Genomic DNA, 21,766 nt, shown 5'->3' on the forward strand with positions numbered 1-21,766 from the left:
CGCCCACGCCCCCAGTCCCGCCGCCGACCCAGGCCCAGGCCCTGCCGCCGGACGCACCCCGCCCGCACCACTCCGGGGAGGCCCGGGAACACCACCGGCCGGACGAGTTACGCCTCCCCGTCACAGGCACGGGCGAGGCACGCGTACGCCGCCTGACACGGGACCGGCGAAGTGAGGCCGGAGACAACCCACCGGATGGCGAACCGGCATGAGGCCCGCCGCCGCGCCCGGCACGGTGCAGCGGCTGCCCCGACATCGCCGCACTGCTGTCGCCCGAGGGGGCACGCGCCCTGTAATCAGAACCGGAACCGGAATCAGAACCGGAACCGGAAACCGGAAACCGTTGATCAACTGCCGCCAGGAGCAGCCCGTACAGAAGGCGGCCCCGGTCTCCCGCCCCTCGCCAACAGCGGATCCGATCAACAGCGGCTCCGGCACGGCCCGTCGTTCGTCCGTCCCGGGAACCCGAGAGGTTCACCGAGCCCCCTACAACCTTTGCCATTTTCCGAGGGTCTCCTGATCGCGACACCCGTTCCCGGGGTCCGCCCCGACCGTTGGCACCTCGGCCGGCCCCGGCACCACGGCCACCTCGATCAGCCAGGCCACCACCGGTGTCCCGGGCACACCCGAAACGACCGACTACTTCGGGTACGACGTGTCGGCCGCGGACACCAACGGCGACGGCTGCACGGACCTCGCGGTCGGCGTCCCCCGCCAGGTGGTCGGCGAGAATCTCTTCCGGGCCGGCGCGGTCACCCTCCTGCGCGGCGGCAAGAGCGGCCTCACCGGCAAGAACTCCCGCCAGTACGACGTCGGCACACCCGGCGTCGAGGGCGATCCCGCCGAGCCGAACGACTCCTGGCCGGGATCATCGGTCCTGCTGCGCGACTTCACCCACGACGGACGCGCCGAACCGATCGCCACGTCCGACGAGAAGGCCCGCCTCCACCTCTTCCCAGGCACGACGTCCGGCCCCACGGGCACCGGCTCCACCCTCCTCACCGCCCAATCCCTGGGCCTGGGCACCCGCCCCTACTTCGCCGCGAACCTGACGGACTGACCCCCGGCCCCCGGCCACCCGGCCCGGCCCCACGCGCGGCCGGGCAGGACACCTCTGCCAAAGACCGCCCCGGCGTTCGGCGGCAGCCCGGCAACGTCCCCCGGCCGTCGTTCGCACGGCTGTCCACAGGACCGTTCACGGCACGGTCTACGGGGCCGTCCTCGGGACGCGGGCGCGGATGTCCACCAGCAGGTTCCGCATGGACAGACGGAACACCTCCGCCTGATGGTCTCCCATGAACGGCAGATGCCCGAACACCTCCAGGACCACCAGGCCGTGCAGGTGTCCCCATGCGCTCAGCAACAGCGCCGTCGCGGCGGCCGGGAGGCCGCCGACCGTGTCCGGGGCAAGGCCGTCCAAATGGGCCCGCAGGGCTGGGGAGAGGCCCGGGACATCGGCGGCCGCCAGCTGGGACGGGGTGAACCCCACGAAGAGTTCACGGGTGAAGACATCTCCGAGTCGCCGCATCGCCAGGGTGGTCGGGCCGCCCTCGGGAGCGGCGTAGTTCCGTAGCGGGGTTCCGTAGAGGAGCTGGAACAGCTCGGGGTGGGCGATGGCCCAGGCGCGGTAACCCTCCGCCGCCGCCACCATGCGCGGAGTGTCCGAGTCGGCCGGGAGGGTGTCGACGGCGTTCTGTACGGCGTCCGCCAGACGGTCGTACGCCCGGGCGATGACGGCCGTGACGAGCGCGTCACGGCTCAGGAAGTAGTGGTAGAGCGCCTGCACCGTCATGCCCAGGCTCCGGGCGACCGCACGCAGGGACAGGGCCGCCGACCCGTGCTCGGCGATGTGGGACTCGGCGGCGTCCACGATCTCTCGGGTCGCGGCGGCCCGTCGCCGCTCGCGCAGGGTGGGCGAAGGCGGCAGGGCCGTTGTGTGGTCGTCGGCGCGCATACGGCGACCGTACGACACCCGTATCCCTCGGTCACCTCATCCGTCGGCATGTGAAGAAAATCTAACACTCCCAAATCTTCTTGCACCTGGTTAGCGTCAACTGCGGCGGCGACAAGAGCCCTTGATGCTCCACGTCAGCCCCGAACGTGAACAACCCGTAAGGAGAGCGTGCGCGTGTTTGAACGCATGGCCGAGCTGGCGATCCGCCGGTCCCGGCTCGTACTTGTCGTCGCCGTGGTCGCCGTGGCCCTCATGGGCGCCGTCGGCTCCGGCGCGTTCGGAGTGCTGAAAGGCGGCGGTTACGACGACCCGGCTTCCCAGTCCAGCCGGGCGGCGAAGCTCATCGAGGAGCGGTTCGGCGGGCAGACGAACCTGATCCTGCTGGTCCGCGCCGCCGAAGGCGACGTCGACTCCCCGGCCGCCGACCGTGGCGGACGGGCCCTGGCGGCCGAACTCAAGCGGGAGCCGGCCCTCGAGAACGTGGTCTCGTACTGGGAGACGGACAGCCCCGCCCTCCGGTCCGAGGACGGCCGCGAGGCCATGGTGCTGGCCCATGTGAAGGGCGACACCGCCGAGTTGGAGAAGAACGCCAAGAGCGTCATCGACGCGTACAGAGGCTCGTACAAGGGCGGGCTCAGCATCCGGGCCGGCGGCGGCACCGCCGTCACGGCCGACCTGTCCACCCAGGTACCCAAGGATCTCCTCCTGGCCGAGGCCATCGCCGTACCGCTGACGCTCGTCCTGCTGCTCCTCGTCTTCGGCGGCGTGGTCGCGGCCCTCCTGCCACTGGCCATCGCGACGGTCGCCATCGCGGGCACGTTCGCCGAACTCGCCCTCATCGGCGGTGTCACCGACGTCTCCAACTCGGCGACCAACCTGACCACGGCGCTCGGCCTCGGACTGGGCATCGACTACGCCCTGCTGATGATCAGCCGGTTCCGCGAACAGCTCGCCACGGGAGCGAGTGTGGATGACGCCGTCCGGCACACGGTGCGCACCGCGGGCCGCACAGTGGCGTTCTCCGCCGCGACGGTGGCCGTCGCCCTCGCGGCGCTCCTCGTGTTCCCCCAGTACTTCCTGCGCTCCTTCGGCTATGCCGGGGTCGGGGTCGTCGTCATCGCGGCCGTCAGCACCCTGTTCGTGATGCCCGCGCTCTTCGTCGTCCTCGGACACCGTGTCAACAACGGGCGGCTGCCGTGGGCCGAGAAGGCAGCCACCACCCGTACGCCCCTGTGGGGACGGCTGGCCCGCACCGCGATGCGACGCCCTGCGGTCACCGCGCTGCCGGTGCTCGCCGTGCTGCTGCTGGCGGCAAGCCCGCTACTGGGCCTCACACTCGGCACACCGGACGAACGCGTACTGCCCGAGGACGCGGGCAGCCGCCAGGTCTCGTCCGTCCTGCGGGAGAAGTTCGACGGCAACGACGCCGCCGCGATCCATGTCGTCCTCGACGCGGCGGTGCCCCAGGCCCCGCTGTCCTCGTACGCGGCCGAACTCTCCGGACTGCCGGGCGTCATCCGCGCCGAGACCGGCACGGGAACCTACACCGGCGGCAGGCCCGACCGCACCGGCCCCGGCAACCCCGCCCTCGGCCGGCCCGATGCGCAGCGAATCACCCTGATCAGCGGCCTGGAGCCGAAGTCGGACGCGGCCCTGGACCTGGTCGAGCAGGTACGAGCACTCGCCCCGCCCGCCGGCGCCGAGGCCCTGGTGGGCGGCGCCGACGCCCAACTGCTCGACTCCAAGGCGTCCATCAGCGGGCGGATCCCGCTCGCCCTGGCCCTGGTCGCCGTCACCACCTTCCTGCTGCTCTTCCTGTTCACCGGCAGCGTCGTGCAGCCGGTGCGCGCGCTGTTCCTCAACGTGATCAGTCTGGGAGCGGCTCTCGGCGTCATGACCTGGATCTTCCAGGACGGCAACCTCGCCTCCTTGCTCGGTGTCACCCCGCAGCCGATGGACGCGTCGATGACGGTGCTCCTGTTCGTCATCGCCTTCGGGCTCTCGATGGACTACGAGGTGTTCGTCACCAGCCGGATCAAGGAACTCCACGATCTGGGCGAGGACAACGAGACGGCCGTCGTCGAAGGCCTCGGCCGCACCGGAGGCATCGTCACGGCCGCCGCCGCGCTGCTCGCGGTGAGCTTCTTCGCTTTCGGCACCGCCCAGCTCACCTTCATGCAGATGTTCGGTCTCGGCAGCGGACTGGCGATCCTCATCGACGCCGTCGCCGTACGCGGTGTGCTCGTGCCCGCCGCGATGCGTCTGCTCGGCCGCTCGGCCTGGTACGCACCCGGTTTCCTGCGCGGCTTCCACGGCCGCTACGGACTCAGCGAGTCCGGGCCCGCTCCCGGGCCCGAGTTCACAGGGTCACGAGCCGCCCCCTGAACCTTCCCGCACCGTCGTCACCTGACGACCTCGCATATCGACCCATACTCTTCCTGGAGAAACAATGAAGATCGTCCGTCGCTCCCTCACCCTCGCCGTCGCCGTCGCGATGGTCGGCGCCGCCGGAATTTTCGGCGCTGTCGCCTACGGCTCCCAGGACTCCGGCTCGCCCGAGTCGGACGCCAAGTCGTTCTCCGCGTCGGGTGAGAGGTCTGGTCGGCACGGGCGGCCGACGATCGCCAAGGCGTGGGAGGCCGCGTGGATGAGTGAGGACCCGAAGCGCCTGGCCGCTCTGTTCACCGGCGACGGCCGCTACAGCGACCACGCTCTCAACCAGTCCTTCAAGGGCCGTGACGGGATCGCCCAGTGGGCGACCATCACCAAGCAGTTCGTCGGGGACGCCGAGGTGAAGGTCAGGAGCTCGTTCGGCGACGACGGCCAGGTGGCGATCAGCTGGACGTTCAGCGGGCACCTGAAGGGCGCGCCGAAGCCGTTCTCCGTACCCGCCGTCGCCATCCTCAAAATGCGCGGCGACAAGATCGTGACGAACGACGACTACTACAACCGGGCCGACGTACTGAGCCAGTCCGGCCTCCCGGCCGACACCGTCTTCAACTGACGGTTCGCGGCCCCTGGCGCACACGCCGCCCCGCCCGGGCAAGGACACCTGCCCGGGCGGGGCGGCGCCTGGGGCCGCGGCACCTCGAAAACCCAAATTCTACCGACGGCCGGCCACATCCGCTGCGAAGGCGCTGACCCAGGCGAGTGCGGAGTTCCAGTTGATGGTGATCTCGTTGAGCGACCATGCCTCCAGGTTGTCGACATAGCAGAGTTGAGGTGCGCAGCCGTGCAGCCATGTGGCCGCAAGTGGGTCCTGGAGGCTGGAGTTGGGGCCTCCGGCGATGGTTCCGGCCGGGGGGTTGGGCAGCGTGGCGTCGAAGGACTTGGCGTACCAGCGGCTGTGCTGGTTCTTCGCGTCGTTGGTTCCGTAGCTGGTGATGTACGACTGGCCGAGGGCGTTGCGGCCAAGCAGGTAGTCGAGACCTTCGAAGACGGCGTCAGCGTATTTCCGGTCGCCCGTGATGTCGTACGCGGTGGCCAGGACGACCTGGTTGTTCAGCATCGACGCGTTCGAGCCCCAGTCGTACTTCCCGGTTGACGGGGTGTAGGTCTGGCCGAACCGTTCGGCGCGCTGGAAGGAGATGAGTGTGTCTGCGGCCACCTTCAACCAGTTGCGGATCTGCGGGAGTTCGGTCAGGCCGTCGCCGAGACGTGCGAGGTCGAGCTGGCCGAGGGCGGCCACTGAGCCCCAGTAGAACCCGTTCTGGCTGAAGGCCTGTCCGGCGGCGTGAAACCTGCTGGAGCGGACGTCGGTGAGATAGCCGCCGTTCTTCGTCGTCAGGTACAGCTCTGCTGCCGCCCAGTAGAACTCGTCCGACACATCGGTGTCGCTGTACGGTCCGCCGCCGATGCGGTCGTCCGCGGGGGCATACAGGGTGGGATTCGCCCGGGCCGCGGTGTAGGCGCGTTCGGCGGCGGCACGCAGCCGGCCGGCGAAGGCCGGGTCGTAGGGGGCGTAGAGGCGCGCGCCTTGCGCGGCCACGGCGGCGAGGTCGAGTGTCGCGGCGGTCGATGGCCGGTGCAGCTCGCGCTTCTTCTTGTCCTGGTGCGGGAGCATGGGCGGCCCCGTCCAGGACTCGTCGTGCACCTTGTGATGGACCATGCCGGACTGTGGCTTGCCCGCGGGCACTTGCATCTTGAGCATGAATTCGAGGTTCCAGCGGGCCTCGTCGAGGATGTCCGGAACTCCGTTGCCCCGCTCGGGTACCGCCAGAGTCGAGTCACCGAGCTGCGCCTGTGAACCTTGCTCGACCGCCCGCTCCCACTCCGACAGCAGCTGGTGGGTGGCGATCCCGCCGTTGACGACGTACTTCCCGTGGTCGCCCGCGTCATACCAACCGCCGGTCACGTCCAGCGTGTAGTCGCAGGTCCAGTTGCCGACGTACGGTTTCGGGGCCTGGCAGGGCACCTTCGAGTCGCCTCCGTCGGGCGAGGACGCGACATGTCCGGCCGGACGGGCGTAGGCGGCTCCGGCGACACCCCCGTCGATCGCGGTGCCGCTGCGATTCGTGTAGAAGAACCGCATCGAATCGGTCCGGAGCGACGCGTACAGGTCCGCTCTGATGTCGAAGGGGTGGCTCGCTTCTCCGCCGACCACGAGGTGGAACCGGCCGGTGGCCGAGACCTGGCTGAAGTCGACGGTGTGGACCGGGGAGCCTGCGGAACCGTCGAAACCCGCAGGTGTTGTCCTGCCTGTCGCGACAGTGCCGCCGCCCACCCGCCGCAGCTCCCAGTCCACGGGGCCGGTGGCGGTGGTCAGCACCGTCGCGCGCTTCGGACCGTTCGGGAGATAGCCGAACTGGTTGGCCTTCACGGCGGGCCCCGCGTCCGCCCTGGGGACGTATTCGTCACCGTTGAGCGTCACGTCGTCCATGCAGAACTCGTACGGGGCGGCGGACCTGCCCAGCCGGAACTGCAGTTGTGAGAGCACGTACGGATCGCTGTAGTTCGTCGTGAACGTGTACTCGTACTGCTTCCAGGTGCCGCTGGTCGTGAATCCCTTGGACAGATAGGTGACGTTGGTCGGGTTGTAGAACGGGGCTATCTGCACCAGCGGGTTCGCGGCGCCGCTCGTGCGGGCGCGGAACCGCAACGTGTACGAGCGCCCGCCGGGCAGATAGATGCTGTTGTGGCCGACCAGGACGTCCCAGGGGTTCGTCGAGGCGGGAGCGGTGACGCAGTACACACCGTCCTTCAGCCTCGGCGTCATGCCTGCGTTGACCCACCACGGCTTGTCCGTTCCGGTGAAGTTGCTGTTCTGCAGGAGCCTGCCGTCCACCTGTGGCTGCGGCCGTCCGCCGCTGTAGGCGGGCAGCGTTCCCGGAGGAAGTTCCAGGGGGTTGCCCGGGTGGGGCGGCTGTCCGGGATCTTCCTGGGAACCGGAGCCGTAGTGGGGCAGCAGCCAGGCCGAGGTTCTTCTCTCTGTCCTGTCGAAGAGCAGCAGATCCGCGACACGGTCGCCGTCCAGGTCCCCGAAGGACACGGCGCCCGGGTCGTGACCGGCCAGCGGGTCGCCGGAGCTGATGGTGCCCAGGGCCTCCCAACCGGACGTCCGTGTCCAGGGGCCTCCGGTATTCGCCCAGGCGGTCAGCCCGCCCGTCACACGGTCGAGCAGCAAGAGATCGGTTCGGCCGTCGGCGGTCACATCCGCCAGGAAGAGGGCCTTCGTCTCCTGGCCCTCGCCCGGATGCCCGAAGCCCGGTATCCGGCTCCAGTCGGCGGGCGAGGGAAATCCGCGTGCCGTGTTCTCCCATGCGGTGACGGTGTTGCGCTCGTCCATCGTCACGTAGTCGTCGTCACCGTCACCGTCGAGGTCCACGAAGGCGCGACCGGTGGCCGGGGCGGCCATCTCGGCGGCCATGGCTCTCGGCTGCTCCCATTGGATCCGGTCCGTGTCGGATGTGTTCCGCCACACCTGAGCGGTTGCTGTCCTGCTGGGGGAATGCTCGGCGTCGAGTATCGCGATGTAGTCATCACGGTCATCGCCGTCGAGATCACCGAAGAGCTGGTTCCCGGCATCGATGCCCGTGGGCGGGACCGGTCCGAGCCGCTCGTCCGACTTCCACAAACGTGCGCCGGCCGCGTCACATCCATCGTTCTGGGCCAAGTCGGCCTTGCCGTCCGGCATGACAAGAGCGCGGTCGGCGTCACCATCACCGTCCAGGTCCGGAAATCGCAGCCCGGAAGCCTCGGTGACACCGGGGTTCTCCGGTCCACCACCGGTTCCCGGGTGGTCGGGCTGACCAGTACCCGGATTGTCCGGCTCGCCCGTACCGGGGTTCTCCGAGCCGCCCTCAAGTCGATCCAGAAGCGCACGGAGGCGATCGGTGAGCGAACCCAACGCCGCCCAGTCCTGCTGGTTCGGATCAGCGTTCCGTTCGCGGCAGACGCCCGAGCCCCGGATCCCGTGCACCAGTCGCTCGATGGTTTCACGGATGATGCGGGCGACGTACTCGTCGAAGAGTTCCCCTACGCGCTGCAGAGGGTTGCCGAACAGTTTCGACGAGAAGTTCCACAGTGACGTTCGGATACCCAGCACCATCGCGGTAGTGCCTGAGGAGACGAACTCCATGAGCACTCCAAGGGACGCCCCGCTCACCGCGCCGGTGATCGCGGTACCCAGGGCCTGGCCCCAGACCTCCGCATCGTCCAACGACTTGCCGTCCAGTACGGCGCCCACGAGCTCACTGACGCCCCCGCCGACCGCGCCGGCAACGGCTCCGCACACGATCAGCGCGCCAGTAGCAGCCCTCACCACATACAGGCACGCGCCGCCTGAGACGACACTGGCGGCGAAACCGGCGGTGCCGGCGACGAGTTTCTTCCAGAGTCCGTCCCAGAAGCCGGCCGTGCCGATGTCCGCCACCGGTATCACGAATATGAGGCTGTCACCCTGAACGGAAATGCTGCCGTCGAATTCGCCGCTCGCCGGCGACTGGTAGTAGCCAATGCCGTTCTTCGTGTGCTGCCGATCGATCGACTCGCTCAGAAGGAGCCCTGACTGCTGGTCTGCTCTGGTCGAGTCCACTATTTTCTGGAGCAACGGCCGGATGTACTCGGAACCACCCAGGGGATTGAAGTCGACGGCAATCATCAGATCGTTGTCGTTCGCAGCCAACGGCCGAAGGGCTCCCGCGTCCTTCGCACAGCCCATACGCACCGCCGCACTGCCCTCGGCCACCTGTTGGGCAGAGAACGATGAACCGCCCGCCGCACACCCGGTGACAGCCGCTTCAACGGGCTGCGACAAGCCGGTCATCACCAATATCAGGGAAAGCGCGAAGACCATGCCCGCGGCCGCTCTCGAGCAGCTCCCTCGGGTCGCCCCGTGCCGATAAATCCAGCGCAGCACTCCAACTCCTTCACATCGTGAGACAAGTCCGCATATCTTGTCCGGAACAGGCCTGCCAGAATGGCGCGTACCACTGCATTCGGACAGGGTTGTACCTTCAGAAAATGCCTGCTTGGTGGGCGCACGTGTCCGGCTCCGACAATGAACGATGTGAAAGAGACAGCCCAGGACTTCGCCTCTGCCTGAAACGGATTCATCGCCCGGAACTGAAACACCGGCGGTCTTCCCGTACAGGCGTCTCCGCAGGCGCGAGCTTTCCGGGTCCGCCCACCCTCCGTGGGCGGACCCGGTTCCCTCAGACCTTCAACTGGGACAGCAGGACGTGGATGTCGGAGTTCACCCAGTACTCGGTGAACCGGCCGTCCTCGACACGGAGCAGGTCGGTCCCGGTGAACTCGATCGGCGTGCCGGGCTCAGCGGTCGCGGCGGGGAAGCCTCCGCCGTAGGTGCCCTTCACCGACCAGCGCAGTGCGAGCAGTTCGTCCTGCACGATCGGGCCGACCTCGACGCGGAAGGTGAGTTCGCTGAAGGCCGCGCGGGTCTGGGCGATCCAGCCGGCCAGGGCGTCGGGGCCCGAGACAGCCGATCCGTCGCCACCGTCCATCATGGCGGCGTGCACACGGAAGCCGGGCGTGACGAGATCGGCGGCACGTTCGAGTTCGCCGTTCCACAGGTGCAGCCATCCGTCGACAAGCTTCGTGGTCATGTGATTCTCCGTCTGCTTGCTCTGTTCTCATGGATCGCGGCCGCGAGACGACCGTAGCGAGGACCGAATCGGCTTTGGCAGTGCTAGATTTACCTAACACCGCCAGTCAAGAGTTGTGGTCGTTCAGGTACTTCTGCCGTAGGTCGAGGTACTGGCCGACGAGTCCGTCCGTCGGGTTCACCACGCCGCTGCCGCGTACCCGGGTGAGCTGACGGACTGCGTGAAGTGCTCGAACCCCCGAGGTGTGGACCTTCCCCCGGCCCGCCTGCGGTCACAGCCTGTGGGACTTCAACGCCCGGACCGAGAGGCGCGGCCCGCTCCCGCAACGGCTGGAACGCCAGTGCAAGCGATGTGACTACCAGCGACACGAAGCCCTTGCCCCGGCCCCCGGCGGCCGGGCGGCCGTCGCCGATCTCACCGCCCACCCCAGGGATTCGATCGTGTCGGCCATCGCGATGCCGTGCGCTCCGAATCCGGGCCCGACGGCCTTCGCCCCGGTCCCGGCCCCGGGTGCGGGGGCCGTTCGTTGTGAGTGCGGGCGATCCGGACGCTGGTGGCAGCTTTCCGGTCATGTCCGGTGTTTCTGGCAGCGGGCTCGATACCCGCTCCGTGAGGATTGCCCCGGTTCCCGCCGGACCCGCCGGGCTCGTTGCCATCGGGACAGGCGGAAACCGTACGGGACCGCCCCGGGTGGTCGTCGCGGGCCGTCGTGCCCCGCCCCCGGACCGCGGACCCGTGGGGAGAGGGGACACAACGATGCAGCCGACCACAAGGCCGAGACCCCCGCACACCCGGTGGCGCCGCCGGATCTCGGCAGGCGCCGCGGTCATCCTCGCCGCGACGGGCCTGGTCGCCCTGACCGGACCGTCCGCGCACGCGGTGCAGCCCGGCCACACCACCGCCTATGTCACCGACTTCAACGGCCAGGCCGTCTCGGTCGTCGACACCGCGACCGGAGCCGTGACCGCGTCGGTCCCGGTCGGCGGCTACACGCAGGACGTGGCGATCAACGCCGCGGGCACCACCCTGTACGCGGCGACCGCGCTCGCGAACGCCGTCGCGGTCATCGACACCGGCACCAACAGCGTCACCGCGACCGTCCCGCTCGCGGGCATCCCCACCGCGGTCACCCTGAACCCCGCAGAGACGGCTCTGTACGTTGCCGACACCACCACGCACGTCGTGGAGGTCGTCGACACCGCCACCAACACCCTCGCCGCGAGCATCCCCGTGGCGGGCGGCCTCCAGGGCATCACCCTCAACCCGGCCGGGACCACCGCGTACGTCGCCGCCACCGGGCCGAACCGGCTGGTCGTCATCAACACCGCCACCGCGACGGTGACCACGAGCATCCCGATGCCGGCCGCCGCCTACGGCGCCGTCGTCGACCCGTCGGGCACCGCCGTCTACGTCGCCACCGCCGGCGCGGGCATCACCAAGGTCGACACGGCCACCAACACCGTCACCGCGACCATCCCCGCCGCGGTCAACACCACCAGCGTGGACATCACCCCCGACGGCAGCACCGTCTACGGCGGCAGCCCCCTCAGCAGCGGCGTCCATGTCGTCGACACCGCCACCGACACCCTCACCACGACCGTAGGCGGCTTCAGCATCCCCCAGGACGTCGAGATCAATTCCGCCGGAACCACCGTCTACGTCCCCGACCCGGTCAGCGGGACCTCCACCGTCCCCGGGTACCTCTACGCCATCGACACCGCCACCAACACCGTCACCACCGTGGCCGGCGGGCTCAGCAGCCCCAGGGAACTCGCCCTCCACACCATTCCCGCGCCCGAGGTCACCGGCCTCTCACCGACCAGCGGGACCACCGCCGGCGGCACCGTCGTGACCATCACCGGAACGGATCTGAACGGCACGACCGCCATCACCTTCGGCGGGACCCCCGCCACCGGTGTGACGTGCTCGGCGGCCTCGTGCACCGCCACCGCGCCCGCGCACGCGGCGGGTACGGTCGATGTCCGGGTCACCACCCCCGGTGGCACCAGCTCCGTCACACCGGCCGGTGAGTTCACCTACGTGGCCCCGGCCGCCGACATCGACGTCGATGTCTCCGCACAACCCCATCTGGGCATCCTGGTGCCCTACCTCACCTACACCCTCACCGCCCGCAACACCGGACCCGACGCGCTCACCTCGGCGACCGTCACCGCATCCCTGCCGCCAGGCGTGACCGCCACGAACCTCTCCACCGGCTGCACCGCCTCCTCCGCCACCGTGACCTGCTCCTACGGTGCGATCGCCAACGGCAGCAGCGTGGACAAACAGTTCCGCGTCCCGCTGCACCTGCTGTCCCTGGGCCACGTCACGGTCACCGGAACCCGGACCGCGTCCTCCCCGGCCGACCCGAATCCGGCCAACGACACCGCGTCGGCCACCTGCACCGTCATCTCGGTCATCCTGACCACCTGCCCCTGAACCACCACAGCCCGCGGCCGGCCGGAACACCCACCGGCCGCGGGCCCGCCCCGACGCCGCCCCGGCGCCGTACGCCCTCGCCTGCCGCCCCGGGCAGGGCCATCAGCGCCGGCCTTGGCTTCCCCCACACCCTGCTCGCCAGTGACCACATCCGCGGACAAACCCGCGGCAACCTGAAGATTCAGGCCCGCCGTTGACGGACGCGCACGGGGCGGCATCCCGCCGCCCCGTGCGTGCGTCGACAACCGAGCTCCGCCCCCTGTTCGGCGGTTCAAGCGTCATAGAAGTCCCAGATCGAGAGACCCAGGCCAATTGGGTCCTGACCTGGGCCTCGCGTGGTAGGCCGCGTGGGACTCGAACCCACAACCAACGGATTAAAAGTCCCGGTCGGGTGGTGCCGGCCCGCTCCGCATGATGGTTCGCTGTCCAGAACCACCTGGTCAGAACACTCCACGATGCCGTGGGATCCACCCCGAAAACGCCTCGTGCCACCCCATCCGCTCACGCATCGCTCACGCAATCCACGCCCTGACCGGGTGCGTTTAGCTCTTCCGGTACTGCGGCAGTTCTCCCTGACCGGGCTAGGCCGACGACCTGTCGCGCGACCAGGTAGGCACTCGGTTCAGCCACGACCATGGAGGAGCACCGTTCCGCCTGGCCATCGCGCTTTCCTAGCGACGGGGACTTCACCACACAGCTCTGACACCATGGGGTTATGCAGACGAGCTTTGGTCAAGCAACGGCAAAACCCCTCTAACGCCGCAGCTCAGGAAGGGTGGTCCCCGCGCAGGCGGGGGTGTTCCGCTCGCGTACATGGCGGCGCCACCGGCCACCAGGTGGTCCCCGCGCAGGCGGGGGTGTTCCGGCGGGCGCATCCGGAGACATGCCGCCGGTCCGGTGGTCCCCGCGCAGGCGGGGGTGTTCCGTTCTGCCGCAGGGCGTCGAGCGGTTGGTGTTCGTGGTCCCCGCGCAGGCGGGGGTGTTCCGGCCAACCGGCCCGAGGGCTACAGCACCTTCGAGTGGTCCCCGCGCAGGCGGGGGTGTTCCGGATCGGCCGGCCGGAGCGGCGCACGACTGCCTGTGGTCCCCGCGCAGGCGGGGGTGTTCCATCTCCATGGGCCACTCCGCGGGTCTGCGCACCGTGGTCCCCGCGCAGGCGGGGGTGTTCCGTGCGCGCGGTGTGGTCGGCCGGTCTGTACGACGTGGTCCCCGCGCAGGCGGGGGTGTTCCGTTCGTGTCCGTGCGGTCCGTCGTGGTCATCCGGTGGTCCCCGCGCAGGCGGGGGTGTTCCGGCGGCTCCGGTCCGCTGGCCCGGATGCAGGAGGTGGTCCCCGCGCAGGCGGGGGTGTTCCGGCCCGCACCAGCGGTGCGGGCCTTCGTGGCGAGTGGTCCCCGCGCAGGCGGGGGTGTTCCGCCGCATGCCGCACCCTCGACCTCCACGGCCTGGTGGTCCCCGCGCAGGCGGGGGTGTTCCGTCGGCCAGCACCACGTTGTACGACTCGCCGTTGTGGTCCCCGCGCAGGCGGGGGTGTTCCGGTGAGCCTCGATCCGATTTCCCACGTCGTCACGTGGTCCCCGCGCAGGCGGGGGTGTTCCGATGCACGGCAACCGCAGCCAAGCCGTTGTTGCGTGGTCCCCGCGCAGGCGGGGGTGTTCCGGCCGCCGTACCGGGTGCCTGGCCGGTGAAATCGTGGTCCCCGCGCAGGCGGGGGTGTTCCGTCGGGGACGCGGCGGTACCTGACGCACACGTCGTGGTCCCCGCGCAGGCGGGGGTGTTCCGCGGGAGCGCCGATCTGCTCGGACACGACCGGCGTGGTCCCCGCGCAGGCGGGGGTGTTCCGAACTCGCGCAGCTTGTCCAGCATGATGCGGTAGTGGTCCCCGCGCAGGCGGGGGTGTTCCGCCGGTCCGGCTGACTCCTGATATGGCGTACATGTGGTCCCCGCGCAGGCGGGGGTGTTCCGCCACGGGGGCAGGGACATGACGGGCTGAGCCTGTAGTCCCCGCGCAGGCGGGGGTGCTCCGCGAATCACCGCGGAGCCACTCATCCGCCGGTTTACCCTCACCCGCGCGGGAAGCACTCATGGACGGAATCCGCACGGTCTCTTCCCTCCGGTTCACCCCCGCCCGCGCGGGAAGCACGCTTCCCGAGCTGGGGTTCTAGGCGCCGTTTGCCAGTTCCTGGTATTCCTCCGGGCGGAAGGCGACAAGGGTCAAGCCGTCAAAATCAGCCAGGGCTCTGCGACGTTCGCCCGCCGTGTGGAGGGTGTAGCCCTGTTCGTTCGCTTCCGGGTGGATCAGCACGGCGGCACCGGAGCCGATCGAGGCGCTGACCACGCGCCAGAGTTCGTCGCGGACGCGGGCGGAGAGCGTCCCGACGTAGAGGCCGGGGGTGGGCTCGATCATCCAGCGGGTGAGGGCACCGCGCACGTGGTCGGGGACAGCAGTGGTGGAGAGGACCGTCATGGACGGCATGAATCACCAGTTTCCTTGAGGGCTGGTAAAGGCTCGGGGGCCGGCGGGGAGGGGCCCCCAGCTCACGGGCGTGGATCTCACCGCGGCTCGCTCGGCCCCGTCTCGGGCGGCACAACCGTCTCGGGCGGCACTTCATCGAGGCCGAGGACGTACGACGTGTCCGACTGCTGCGCGTAGTTGACACCTGCGGGTACGGAACCGACCTCGGGATCCCAGAGGTTGACCATCTCCACCGCGTGCCCGTCCGGCAACGGCTGCGCCTCGCCCGGTGCCAGGAGGGCCTGTACGTCCGCAACGATCCTCGGCAGCAGCTTGTACAGACGGAGCCCTTCGCGGAAGCCTCGGCGGGCCATTGCCTCGGGGTGGGGCGAGTCGTGGAGGGAGAACGCCAGCGGGATGGTGAGTTCCGCTTTGTAGAGGTCGGCTATGTCGTACACCATGGCGTGCTGCTTGCCCTGGTGGACGAAGCCCAACGCGGTGGAACAACCCAGGGCAACGAGAGCCGCGTGCACGATGCCGTAGAGGCAGGTGTTGGCGGAGGACAGGGCCAGGTTGACCGGGTCCTGATCGTCCCAGGCCGCAGGGTCGTAGTTGCGGCGGAACCGGCCGATGCCGTGCTGCTGGGTGAGGAGCCGGTAGAGCGCCTTGACGCGCTGTCCTTCCAGGCCACGCAGTGCGTTGAGCGGCGTCGTCGCCGGGACCGCGTCGTTGAAACGCATGAGGTACATCTGCCTGGCCACCGCCAGCCGACGTTCGGGGTCGCTCCACTGATGGACCTGGTGTTCGAGCCATCGCGTGGTGAGGGCGTCGGACGTGGTCGCGGAGTAACAGCGGACACCCCCGGATCCCGCGCACACCACCGTGGTGCCATGCCTGGCGAAGGTGGCCATGGCGGGCTGGGTGATGGAGGTTCCGGGACCGAGAAGGACGCAGGAGAGGGACGATGTCGGAAGGTAGACGCGTGTCGTCTCGCCGTCTGCGGATGTCGTTTCGGCGCAAACCCCGGTGTCGTCCTGGACGATCCGGACCACGTCGGCGTACAGGAACGAGAGGGAGTCACCCACCCGCGGAAGCATGGCGAGTGTGGGTGCGGCGATACGACGGCGCGCTGTGCCCTTGTTGTGGGGAGAGCTGGAGTCACTCATGGTGTACCGCCCTCACCCGTCCTGGGCGCCGGGCGCGAGACTGAGCAACCCGCATCCGTACGACTTGCTGCGGCCGATGCCGTTGAGCAGCGCGTTCCGCAGTGCCTCCGCGTCGCGCACGACGGCGGTCCCTTCGAACAGCGTGGCCTGGCGGGGCACCAGCACCTGCCCTTCCCGCGAGCGGCGTCCACCGGCCGCTCCGGCCACTTCCGACCGGCGCTCACCGCCTTCCTCCCTGCTCTGCCCAGCGCTTTGGTCGCGGGCGTCCGTGTGCCACGTACTGAGCGTCTCCGCCGAGTCGGAGAGGACCGTACGAAGGGACAGACCGGCGGCCGTCGCCCGCTCCGTCCACCAGCGGTCGGCGTCTTCACCGTGCAGCGGGATGGCCTGCTTCCACCTGCCCGCCGTACTGTTCCGACCGCATCGTCGGACCGTGTTGCCGAGGAGCCGGTAGCGCACGACGAGCCCGGGGCGCAGGGCGCCGAAGAGGGCGTGCATGTCTCTGGCCCGGACCTCGGCGTATCCCTGGGGAAGCCGGTCGGGGTCCGGAGCGACGCGGCTCTGCACCAGCAGGACCGGGGCTCCTGTGCCGTCCATGTCGAGCCGGAACAGCACACCGGCCTGAGAACGCGGGCTTTCGCCGAGTCCGTCCGGCACCAAGCTCATGACGCGGCGGTGTAAGGCGACGGCGTTGCCGAGGTCGCGCTGTACGGGCCGGCTGGCGGGGTTGAGCCGAAGCCGGGTGAGCCATGCACTTCCGGCCGACGAGGAAGACATGGCAGGCGGAGCGGTAGTGATGGTCACGGCGCGTTCCGTTCGGGCTGGGACGGGTGGAGGTACGAGTTAAGGGCGTCGATGTAGGCGAGGCCGTGCCCCGCGCACAGGTCCGCGGGAAGCCGACAGCTCGTCGCGTACGCCGGTCGGCTGCGGTAGACGCGGTCGCGGGACATCAGCCGCACAGGCTCGTCGTTCAGCGTGCTCACCGACGATCTGCCGGACGTCGAGGACGGGGAGCCAGGCGGAGAGTCAGCCGGGAGCTGGGCAAGGAAGTCTGTCGGAAAGGGCGTGTCCGCCGTGAACCGCACCGAGACGGTGGCGGGGCTGTCAGGTGCTCGGCCCGGCTCTTCGTCTCCGGGGACGGGACCCGGCCGGGGCCGGGCCAGCGGGACGGTACGTAGTTCACGGACGGGATCCGGCACCTCAGCGCGCAGAAGGAACAGTGCGCCGGGCGGGCAGGATCGTCGTCCCAGGTGGAGCGGCCAGCGTGGGGCGGCGAGCGCCTGCGCGCATTCGGCGGCGAGACCGGGATCGTCCGGGGCGGTGACGGCGACGGTGAAGACGGCGTCGGAGAGGTAACCGCGGTGGGACACGATGGTGGTCATGCCTGCGCCGCGCCGTCCGCCCTTGGCAGTCGGCACCGTCCGGTGGGCGGGGTAGCCTCCGCCGACCGTGTGGAAGTCACGCAACCGGGTCCCGGGCCGGTCGCACCGTACGGTGAACCGCAGATGAGTCAGGCGTCCGAACCCGGTGGTCCACCCCGAGCCATCCTCCGAGTCCGCCGCAGCCTGGTCACGGGGAATACCGAAGGCGGACGCGATCATGCCGATGAGCCCCGAACGAGTGGGGTGCGACACGGTGTCCCGGTCGGTGAAGGCACTGTGCTCGCCCCATGACTGGAGGGGGCCACCAAGCTGCAGCAGAAAGCCGCTCATGACGGGTTGCTCCCGCTTCCCGGCCACGCGGCGGTGACAGCGCCGTCCACGAGCGCGGTGTAGGAGTCGACCCGGGTCCCGAGCCCCTTCCACCCGTCGTCGTCCACACCCGCGTGCGCGCTGTAGGCGACCCCGGAGCTGCCCAGCAGCTTCCCCACCCGAGCCGCATAAGCGTCGAGGGCGACGCGCGAGGGCCGCCCCCACCCGGCGGACCTGGCCCGTACCGGCTCCTCGAACGCGGCCGCCAGCGACACCGGCCGGTCGGAGCGCACGACGACGTGAACGAGGTCCGGAACGCTGTGGGGAGCTGTGGACGTCTTCTTCGCGGACGGAAGGCTCTGGATGAACGCGGTGGCGAACGCGGTGGCCAATTCCCGTGCGGTGCCGGTGTCGGAGATGTTCTTGGCCAGGTCGTCGAGGTCGAGGGTGGCGTAACGGTAGAAGACGCCGCTGCTGTACTCGCTGGTGTTCATGTGGGCGCTTCCCGCGTCGGTGGCCCACTGATCGATGTCGTCCACCGCCGTGAAGAAGTCGGCCTGCACCGAGGTGCTGTGGGTGGTGAAGGCGTGTGCCACCTGTACGGCCCCGTCGACCCCGGCTCCGGGGATCTCGGCGAGCATGCGGCCGAAGAGCGCGATGGAACCGTTCCGCGACCGCAGGACATCATGGATGGGGTCCTTGGGCAGCAGGGGCTTCTCCGCCGCCTTCGTACCAAGCGCCTTCTTCAGTTTGTCCCTGTTCTCTTCGGCGAGGGTGGCCAAAACCTCCACCGCCGTGTCGGGCAGGAAGAGCAGAGACGCGGTGAGCCGGTCCCCTTTTTCCAAGCCCAGTTTGGACTCGGTGGACCGGATGACCTGGGCGCCGGCGAGTTCGGCCAGATCCTCGGGCCAGCCCCGTGCCGTAAGGACTTTCGCGATCTGGAGCGGAAGCCGCCGGGTCCGCTGAGCCTGCTCACCGATCTGTGTCTCAACGGCGAGACGCGTGGGACGCTTCCACGCCTGACTGGACACCCGGGTCCTGGTCGCGCCGCCGTAGGTAACCGTCTTTGGCGAACCCAGATCGTCCCTGTTGACGTTGCTGAACGGAAGCGTCTGGAGGATATGGAGGTCTAGGAAGCGGGGACTGCATGGGGCGGCCTCGGCCGCGGTAGTCGTGGCGGCGGTTCCGTTCATCGTCACGGTGTGGTTCCTGGTTCTGTGCGGTGAATGAGGGTGATGTGAGGCGGGAGACGGCATGGGATGGCCCCGCCGTTCAGTTCTGCGTCCGGTTCTGCGTCTGCCGTGCTCGGCGGAGGACGCGGTAGTAGTCCTCCAGCCAGCGGGTGGCCGTCGCATCGCGGTCGTACTGCCAGCGCCGGACGTCGTACAGAAGCCGGCCGTAGTCAGCTGTGATCCCGGCCGAGCCGAGCTGGCGGAGAACGGCAGGCAGCATGCGGTGCAGCCCGTCGGTCTCCTGCCGTACGAGCAGGTGCAACCGTGACTCGACGCCGTCCTCCTTGACCGCGTCCTGGCCCCCGCGTGTCACAGCCTGTGCCAGGCTCGCGCCGAGGCTGGTCCCCCAGGAGAAACGGGGCCGAGTCTCGGATGTCTGTGCTGCGGTGCCGGGGCCAGGGCGCTCCCCGGTACGGGATGCCTGCCCGGCAGTGGTGGCGGTGCTGTTTACGGCTGCCCGAAGCTGGCTGTCGGGCACGTCCGCCGGGGCAGTTTCATCGGTGGCTTCCCGTGCCACGGTGTCCAGGAACCGCTCAGCACGGGGGCGGGCGGCGATCAGTGCGGCCACCGCGTAGTAGGCACGGCGTGTGGCCCCGCCGGCCGTGTCGGGAACAAGGCCGTTCCGGAGCAGCGCCGCGTGGGTGCGGGCAGGGACCTCGTCCACGGGTTTGGCCAGTGCGCGGCGGAGTGCCTGCTGCGTACCGGAATTGGCGCATGCCTCACGTACCCGGCCGACGAACGTGTCACATTCGGCGAGTGCGGAGTGGCGCGGCGCCGGGTCCGACCCGGCTGCCGGAGGCGGGGTATCTCCCGCATCGACAAGGCTCATCAATGAGTCCTTCACTGCTTGTTGTCCAGCGGATGCGTACGACCTGGCCCGTGATGGGGCACCGCTCCCGCTGTACGGGGCGGTCGGCCGGAGGTCTGATGGTTCGACGGCGGTCGTCAGGGGCTCACGAGTGCAGTGGCCGGATCCGCGCTATCGATCGCGGCCGTGATCGAGCAGGCTCCGTACCAGGCCCCGGGCGTTCTCCCGGGCCTTGGCACCCCGTGGCTGTGCGGCCACGGGAGCGGTTACGTCATCGAAGGCGCGGAGCGCGATCCGGCCGAAGGCGGGGAGGGTCAGGCTGAAGTCACCGGAGTCCAGGAGTTCCCAGAAGCGTTCCTCGGCGGCCGGCCAGTAGTCGGCCAACGCGGCCTCGGGCCATGGCCCCGTCCCCTTGTCCTTCTTGCCCGCGCCGCTCATGCCGCTGTTCCCGCCCCGGGGCCCGCCTGAGCGGTCGGCGGGACGATCGTCGGTGAACGGCGTGGTGTAGCTCCGCCAGGCAGTACGCAAGGCCGTGGCGAGGTGCCAGGCCGCCTTCTCCGCCGCCTCCCGCGCTTCCTTCGCCCCACGCGCCAGTGCCGAATCCTCCGCCGTCCGGGAAGAGTTGAGCAGAGCGAAGAGCGGCGGGGTCGTCGCGGTGAAGTACGTCCTGTCCCTGGTCTGCCCGTCCTGGTCAAATCCGTACGCGACTACCCGCAGCGCCCGGAACACCGGCTCGGGCAGTTGATCACCGGCCAGCCCGTCGAAGATCAGCGGCCTGCGGCCCCCGCCGCCCCGGCTCAGCAGGACCAGAGCGTCGAGGTCCCGCCACAGTGCCCGCTCCGCCCTGGCGTCGCGGGGATAAACGTCGCCGTCCTTCCTCTCGTCCCAGATGAGATAGGGGTCACGGCAGGCAGGCCGGTTGTGACGGAGGGCCCAGGTGATCGTGGCATCCGTAACGCTGTCCTTGTCCGGTCCGGGCTGGAGAAGAACCGCGTGCTGGTACTGCTCCGTCAGCGTGGAGAGCAGGCCGGTGGCAGGAGGCGGCGGAGCGAGGGCAGCGGGCAGTTCCGTCCGCTCCCAAGGACAGGCGTCATTGCTCCGGTCGGAGACCTGGGGCCAGGCGCCGGGCTCCGGGATGCCCAGCACCAGGGTCTCGTACAGCGTTCGTCCGACGGGGTGGCAGGAAAGGACCCGGCGCAACGGCCCGGCCATCGTGTTCCCGTAGCGCTGCCCCTCGACGGTCCGCGGTGTGCACTGCCCGGACGGTCCGTAGTAGAGCTGAGCGATCAGATGGAGCACGGCCTCTTCCGGGGCGAGGGCCACCTGCTCAGCGTCGGTGAAGTGGCCGAAGAACACCTGGTTGTTACCTGCGGGCCGAGCCATCACCAGCTTGTTCACGCCGGACGATCCGGAGCACTCGGCCTTCAGACGAGGGTCCTGGAGAAAGGGGCGGACCGGGTCGTGGAGCCGCAGGCCGTCGGCGTACCGGTCGAAGTACCCGTGCACTGCGTCGGAGTCGAACCTGGTTCCGTCTTCGAGCAGTTCGTAGCGCCGGTCGAGCCACTCATCGCTGTCCGCTGCGTGGTACAGGTCAGTGATACGGGCGGCCATCGCGCACAGTATCCGCATCAGACCAGATGCGGCCGGGGGCAGGGCGATGGCAAGCCCTTCTAACTCGTGGGCGCGGAGGAAGAATTCGCGTAAGCCGACCCGAGTTGTGGCTCCGCTTACGAAGACCGGGATCCATGGCCTTGTGTCAAGGGGAAAACGATCGTCGCCAACGGGATCTTGCGACATAGGGAGTAAACCTCGATCAACTGAAGACGTACTGATGGGGGAACGGCTCAGCAGAGCGCCGTAGCCTGGAACCCTCCGCGGCAGGCGGAGAAACGCTCCGCGCAGGCGGAGGTGAACCCGTGACCGGGTGGGGCGAGCAGCGCTGCCTCAGGTGCTCCCCGCG

Annotated in this window: 14 protein-coding genes and 1 CRISPR repeat array; of the genes, 4 read left to right on the forward strand and 10 right to left on the reverse strand. The window is 69.4% G+C overall.

The window, feature by feature from the left end; genetic code table 11:
* The first annotated feature begins 655 nt into the window (after nt 1–655).
* Nucleotides 656–1,060: an FG-GAP repeat protein gene (locus BFF77_RS11255; protein ID WP_066947195.1), complete on the forward strand. Its 405-nt coding sequence runs from the start codon at nt 656–658 to the stop codon at nt 1,058–1,060.
* A 147-nt stretch (nt 1,061–1,207) separates the two neighbouring features.
* Here BFF77_RS11255 and BFF77_RS11260 read toward each other — a convergent pair whose 3' ends face one another.
* Nucleotides 1,208–1,954: a TetR/AcrR family transcriptional regulator gene (locus BFF77_RS11260; RefSeq protein WP_066947197.1), complete on the reverse strand. Its 747-nt coding sequence runs from the start codon at nt 1,952–1,954 to the stop codon at nt 1,208–1,210.
* A gap of 174 nt (nt 1,955–2,128) precedes the next feature.
* Between BFF77_RS11260 and BFF77_RS11265 the strand changes: the two genes are divergently transcribed.
* Nucleotides 2,129–4,339 carry an MMPL family transporter gene (locus tag BFF77_RS11265; protein WP_066947199.1) on the forward strand — a complete coding sequence of 737 codons (2,211 nt, stop codon included), beginning with the start codon at nt 2,129–2,131 and terminating at the stop codon, nt 4,337–4,339.
* A 64-nt stretch (nt 4,340–4,403) separates the two neighbouring features.
* Entirely contained in the window at nt 4,404–4,958 is a 555-nt protein-coding gene (locus BFF77_RS33090; protein ID WP_079125037.1) for a nuclear transport factor 2 family protein, read from the forward strand.
* 99 nt (nt 4,959–5,057) lie between these two features.
* Here BFF77_RS33090 and BFF77_RS11275 read toward each other — a convergent pair whose 3' ends face one another.
* Together BFF77_RS11275 and BFF77_RS11280 are read right to left on the reverse strand one after the other, a co-directional pair.
* Nucleotides 5,058–9,077, reverse strand: a complete 4,020-nt coding sequence (locus BFF77_RS11275) for a glycoside hydrolase family 9 protein (RefSeq protein ID WP_066947206.1) — start codon at nt 9,075–9,077, stop codon at nt 5,058–5,060.
* A gap of 529 nt (nt 9,078–9,606) precedes the next feature.
* Nucleotides 9,607–10,017 (reverse strand): ester cyclase, encoded by a 411-nt coding sequence (locus BFF77_RS11280; protein WP_066947208.1) that lies wholly within the window; start codon nt 10,015–10,017, stop codon nt 9,607–9,609.
* A 756-nt stretch (nt 10,018–10,773) separates the two neighbouring features.
* Here BFF77_RS11280 and BFF77_RS11285 point away from each other — a divergent pair.
* The gene (locus BFF77_RS11285) at nt 10,774–12,456 is read left to right on the forward strand and encodes an IPT/TIG domain-containing protein (RefSeq protein WP_066947210.1); all 1,683 of its coding nucleotides are present in this window, start codon (nt 10,774–10,776) and stop codon (nt 12,454–12,456) included.
* Between the two features lie 775 nt (nt 12,457–13,231).
* Nucleotides 13,232–14,480: a CRISPR direct-repeat array (repeat unit 29 nt; unit sequence GTGGTCCCCGCGCAGGCGGGGGTGTTCCG).
* 135 nt (nt 14,481–14,615) lie between these two features.
* Here BFF77_RS11285 and cas2e read toward each other — a convergent pair.
* The 7 genes from cas2e to casA form a co-directional block, all read right to left on the reverse strand.
* Complete coding sequence (gene cas2e / locus BFF77_RS11290) at nt 14,616–14,930, reverse strand: type I-E CRISPR-associated endoribonuclease Cas2e (RefSeq protein WP_066947213.1); 315 nt, start codon at nt 14,928–14,930, stop codon at nt 14,616–14,618.
* Between the two features lie 77 nt (nt 14,931–15,007).
* Complete coding sequence (gene cas1e, locus BFF77_RS11295) at nt 15,008–16,075, reverse strand: type I-E CRISPR-associated endonuclease Cas1e (protein ID WP_066947216.1); 1,068 nt, start codon at nt 16,073–16,075, stop codon at nt 15,008–15,010.
* 12 nt (nt 16,076–16,087) lie between these two features.
* Nucleotides 16,088–16,852 carry a type I-E CRISPR-associated protein Cas6/Cse3/CasE gene (locus BFF77_RS11300; protein ID WP_066947219.1) on the reverse strand — a complete coding sequence of 255 codons (765 nt, stop codon included), beginning with the start codon at nt 16,850–16,852 and terminating at the stop codon, nt 16,088–16,090.
* A gap of 23 nt (nt 16,853–16,875) precedes the next feature.
* A complete protein-coding gene (cas5e, locus tag BFF77_RS11305; protein ID WP_066947221.1) occupies nt 16,876–17,787 on the reverse strand; it encodes a type I-E CRISPR-associated protein Cas5/CasD in 912 nt (303 codons plus the stop codon).
* Nucleotides 17,784–18,959: a type I-E CRISPR-associated protein Cas7/Cse4/CasC gene (gene cas7e / locus BFF77_RS11310; protein ID WP_066947235.1), complete on the reverse strand. Its 1,176-nt coding sequence runs from the start codon at nt 18,957–18,959 to the stop codon at nt 17,784–17,786. The genes cas5e and cas7e overlap by 4 nt, the downstream gene beginning before the upstream one ends.
* Nucleotides 18,960–19,038: 79 nt before the next feature.
* Nucleotides 19,039–19,827 carry a type I-E CRISPR-associated protein Cse2/CasB gene (gene casB / locus BFF77_RS33095; protein ID WP_079125040.1) on the reverse strand — a complete coding sequence of 263 codons (789 nt, stop codon included), beginning with the start codon at nt 19,825–19,827 and terminating at the stop codon, nt 19,039–19,041.
* Nucleotides 19,828–19,977: 150 nt separating this feature from the next.
* On the reverse strand, nt 19,978–21,603 hold the full coding sequence (casA, locus tag BFF77_RS11320; protein WP_066947225.1) for a type I-E CRISPR-associated protein Cse1/CasA: 1,626 nt from the start codon (nt 21,601–21,603) through the stop codon (nt 19,978–19,980).
* Nucleotides 21,604–21,766 lie beyond the last annotated feature (163 nt).

It is taken from the genome of Streptomyces lushanensis (genome assembly GCF_001700515.1).
In the GTDB taxonomy this organism is placed as follows: Bacteria; Actinomycetota; Actinomycetes; order Streptomycetales; family Streptomycetaceae; genus Streptomyces; species Streptomyces lushanensis.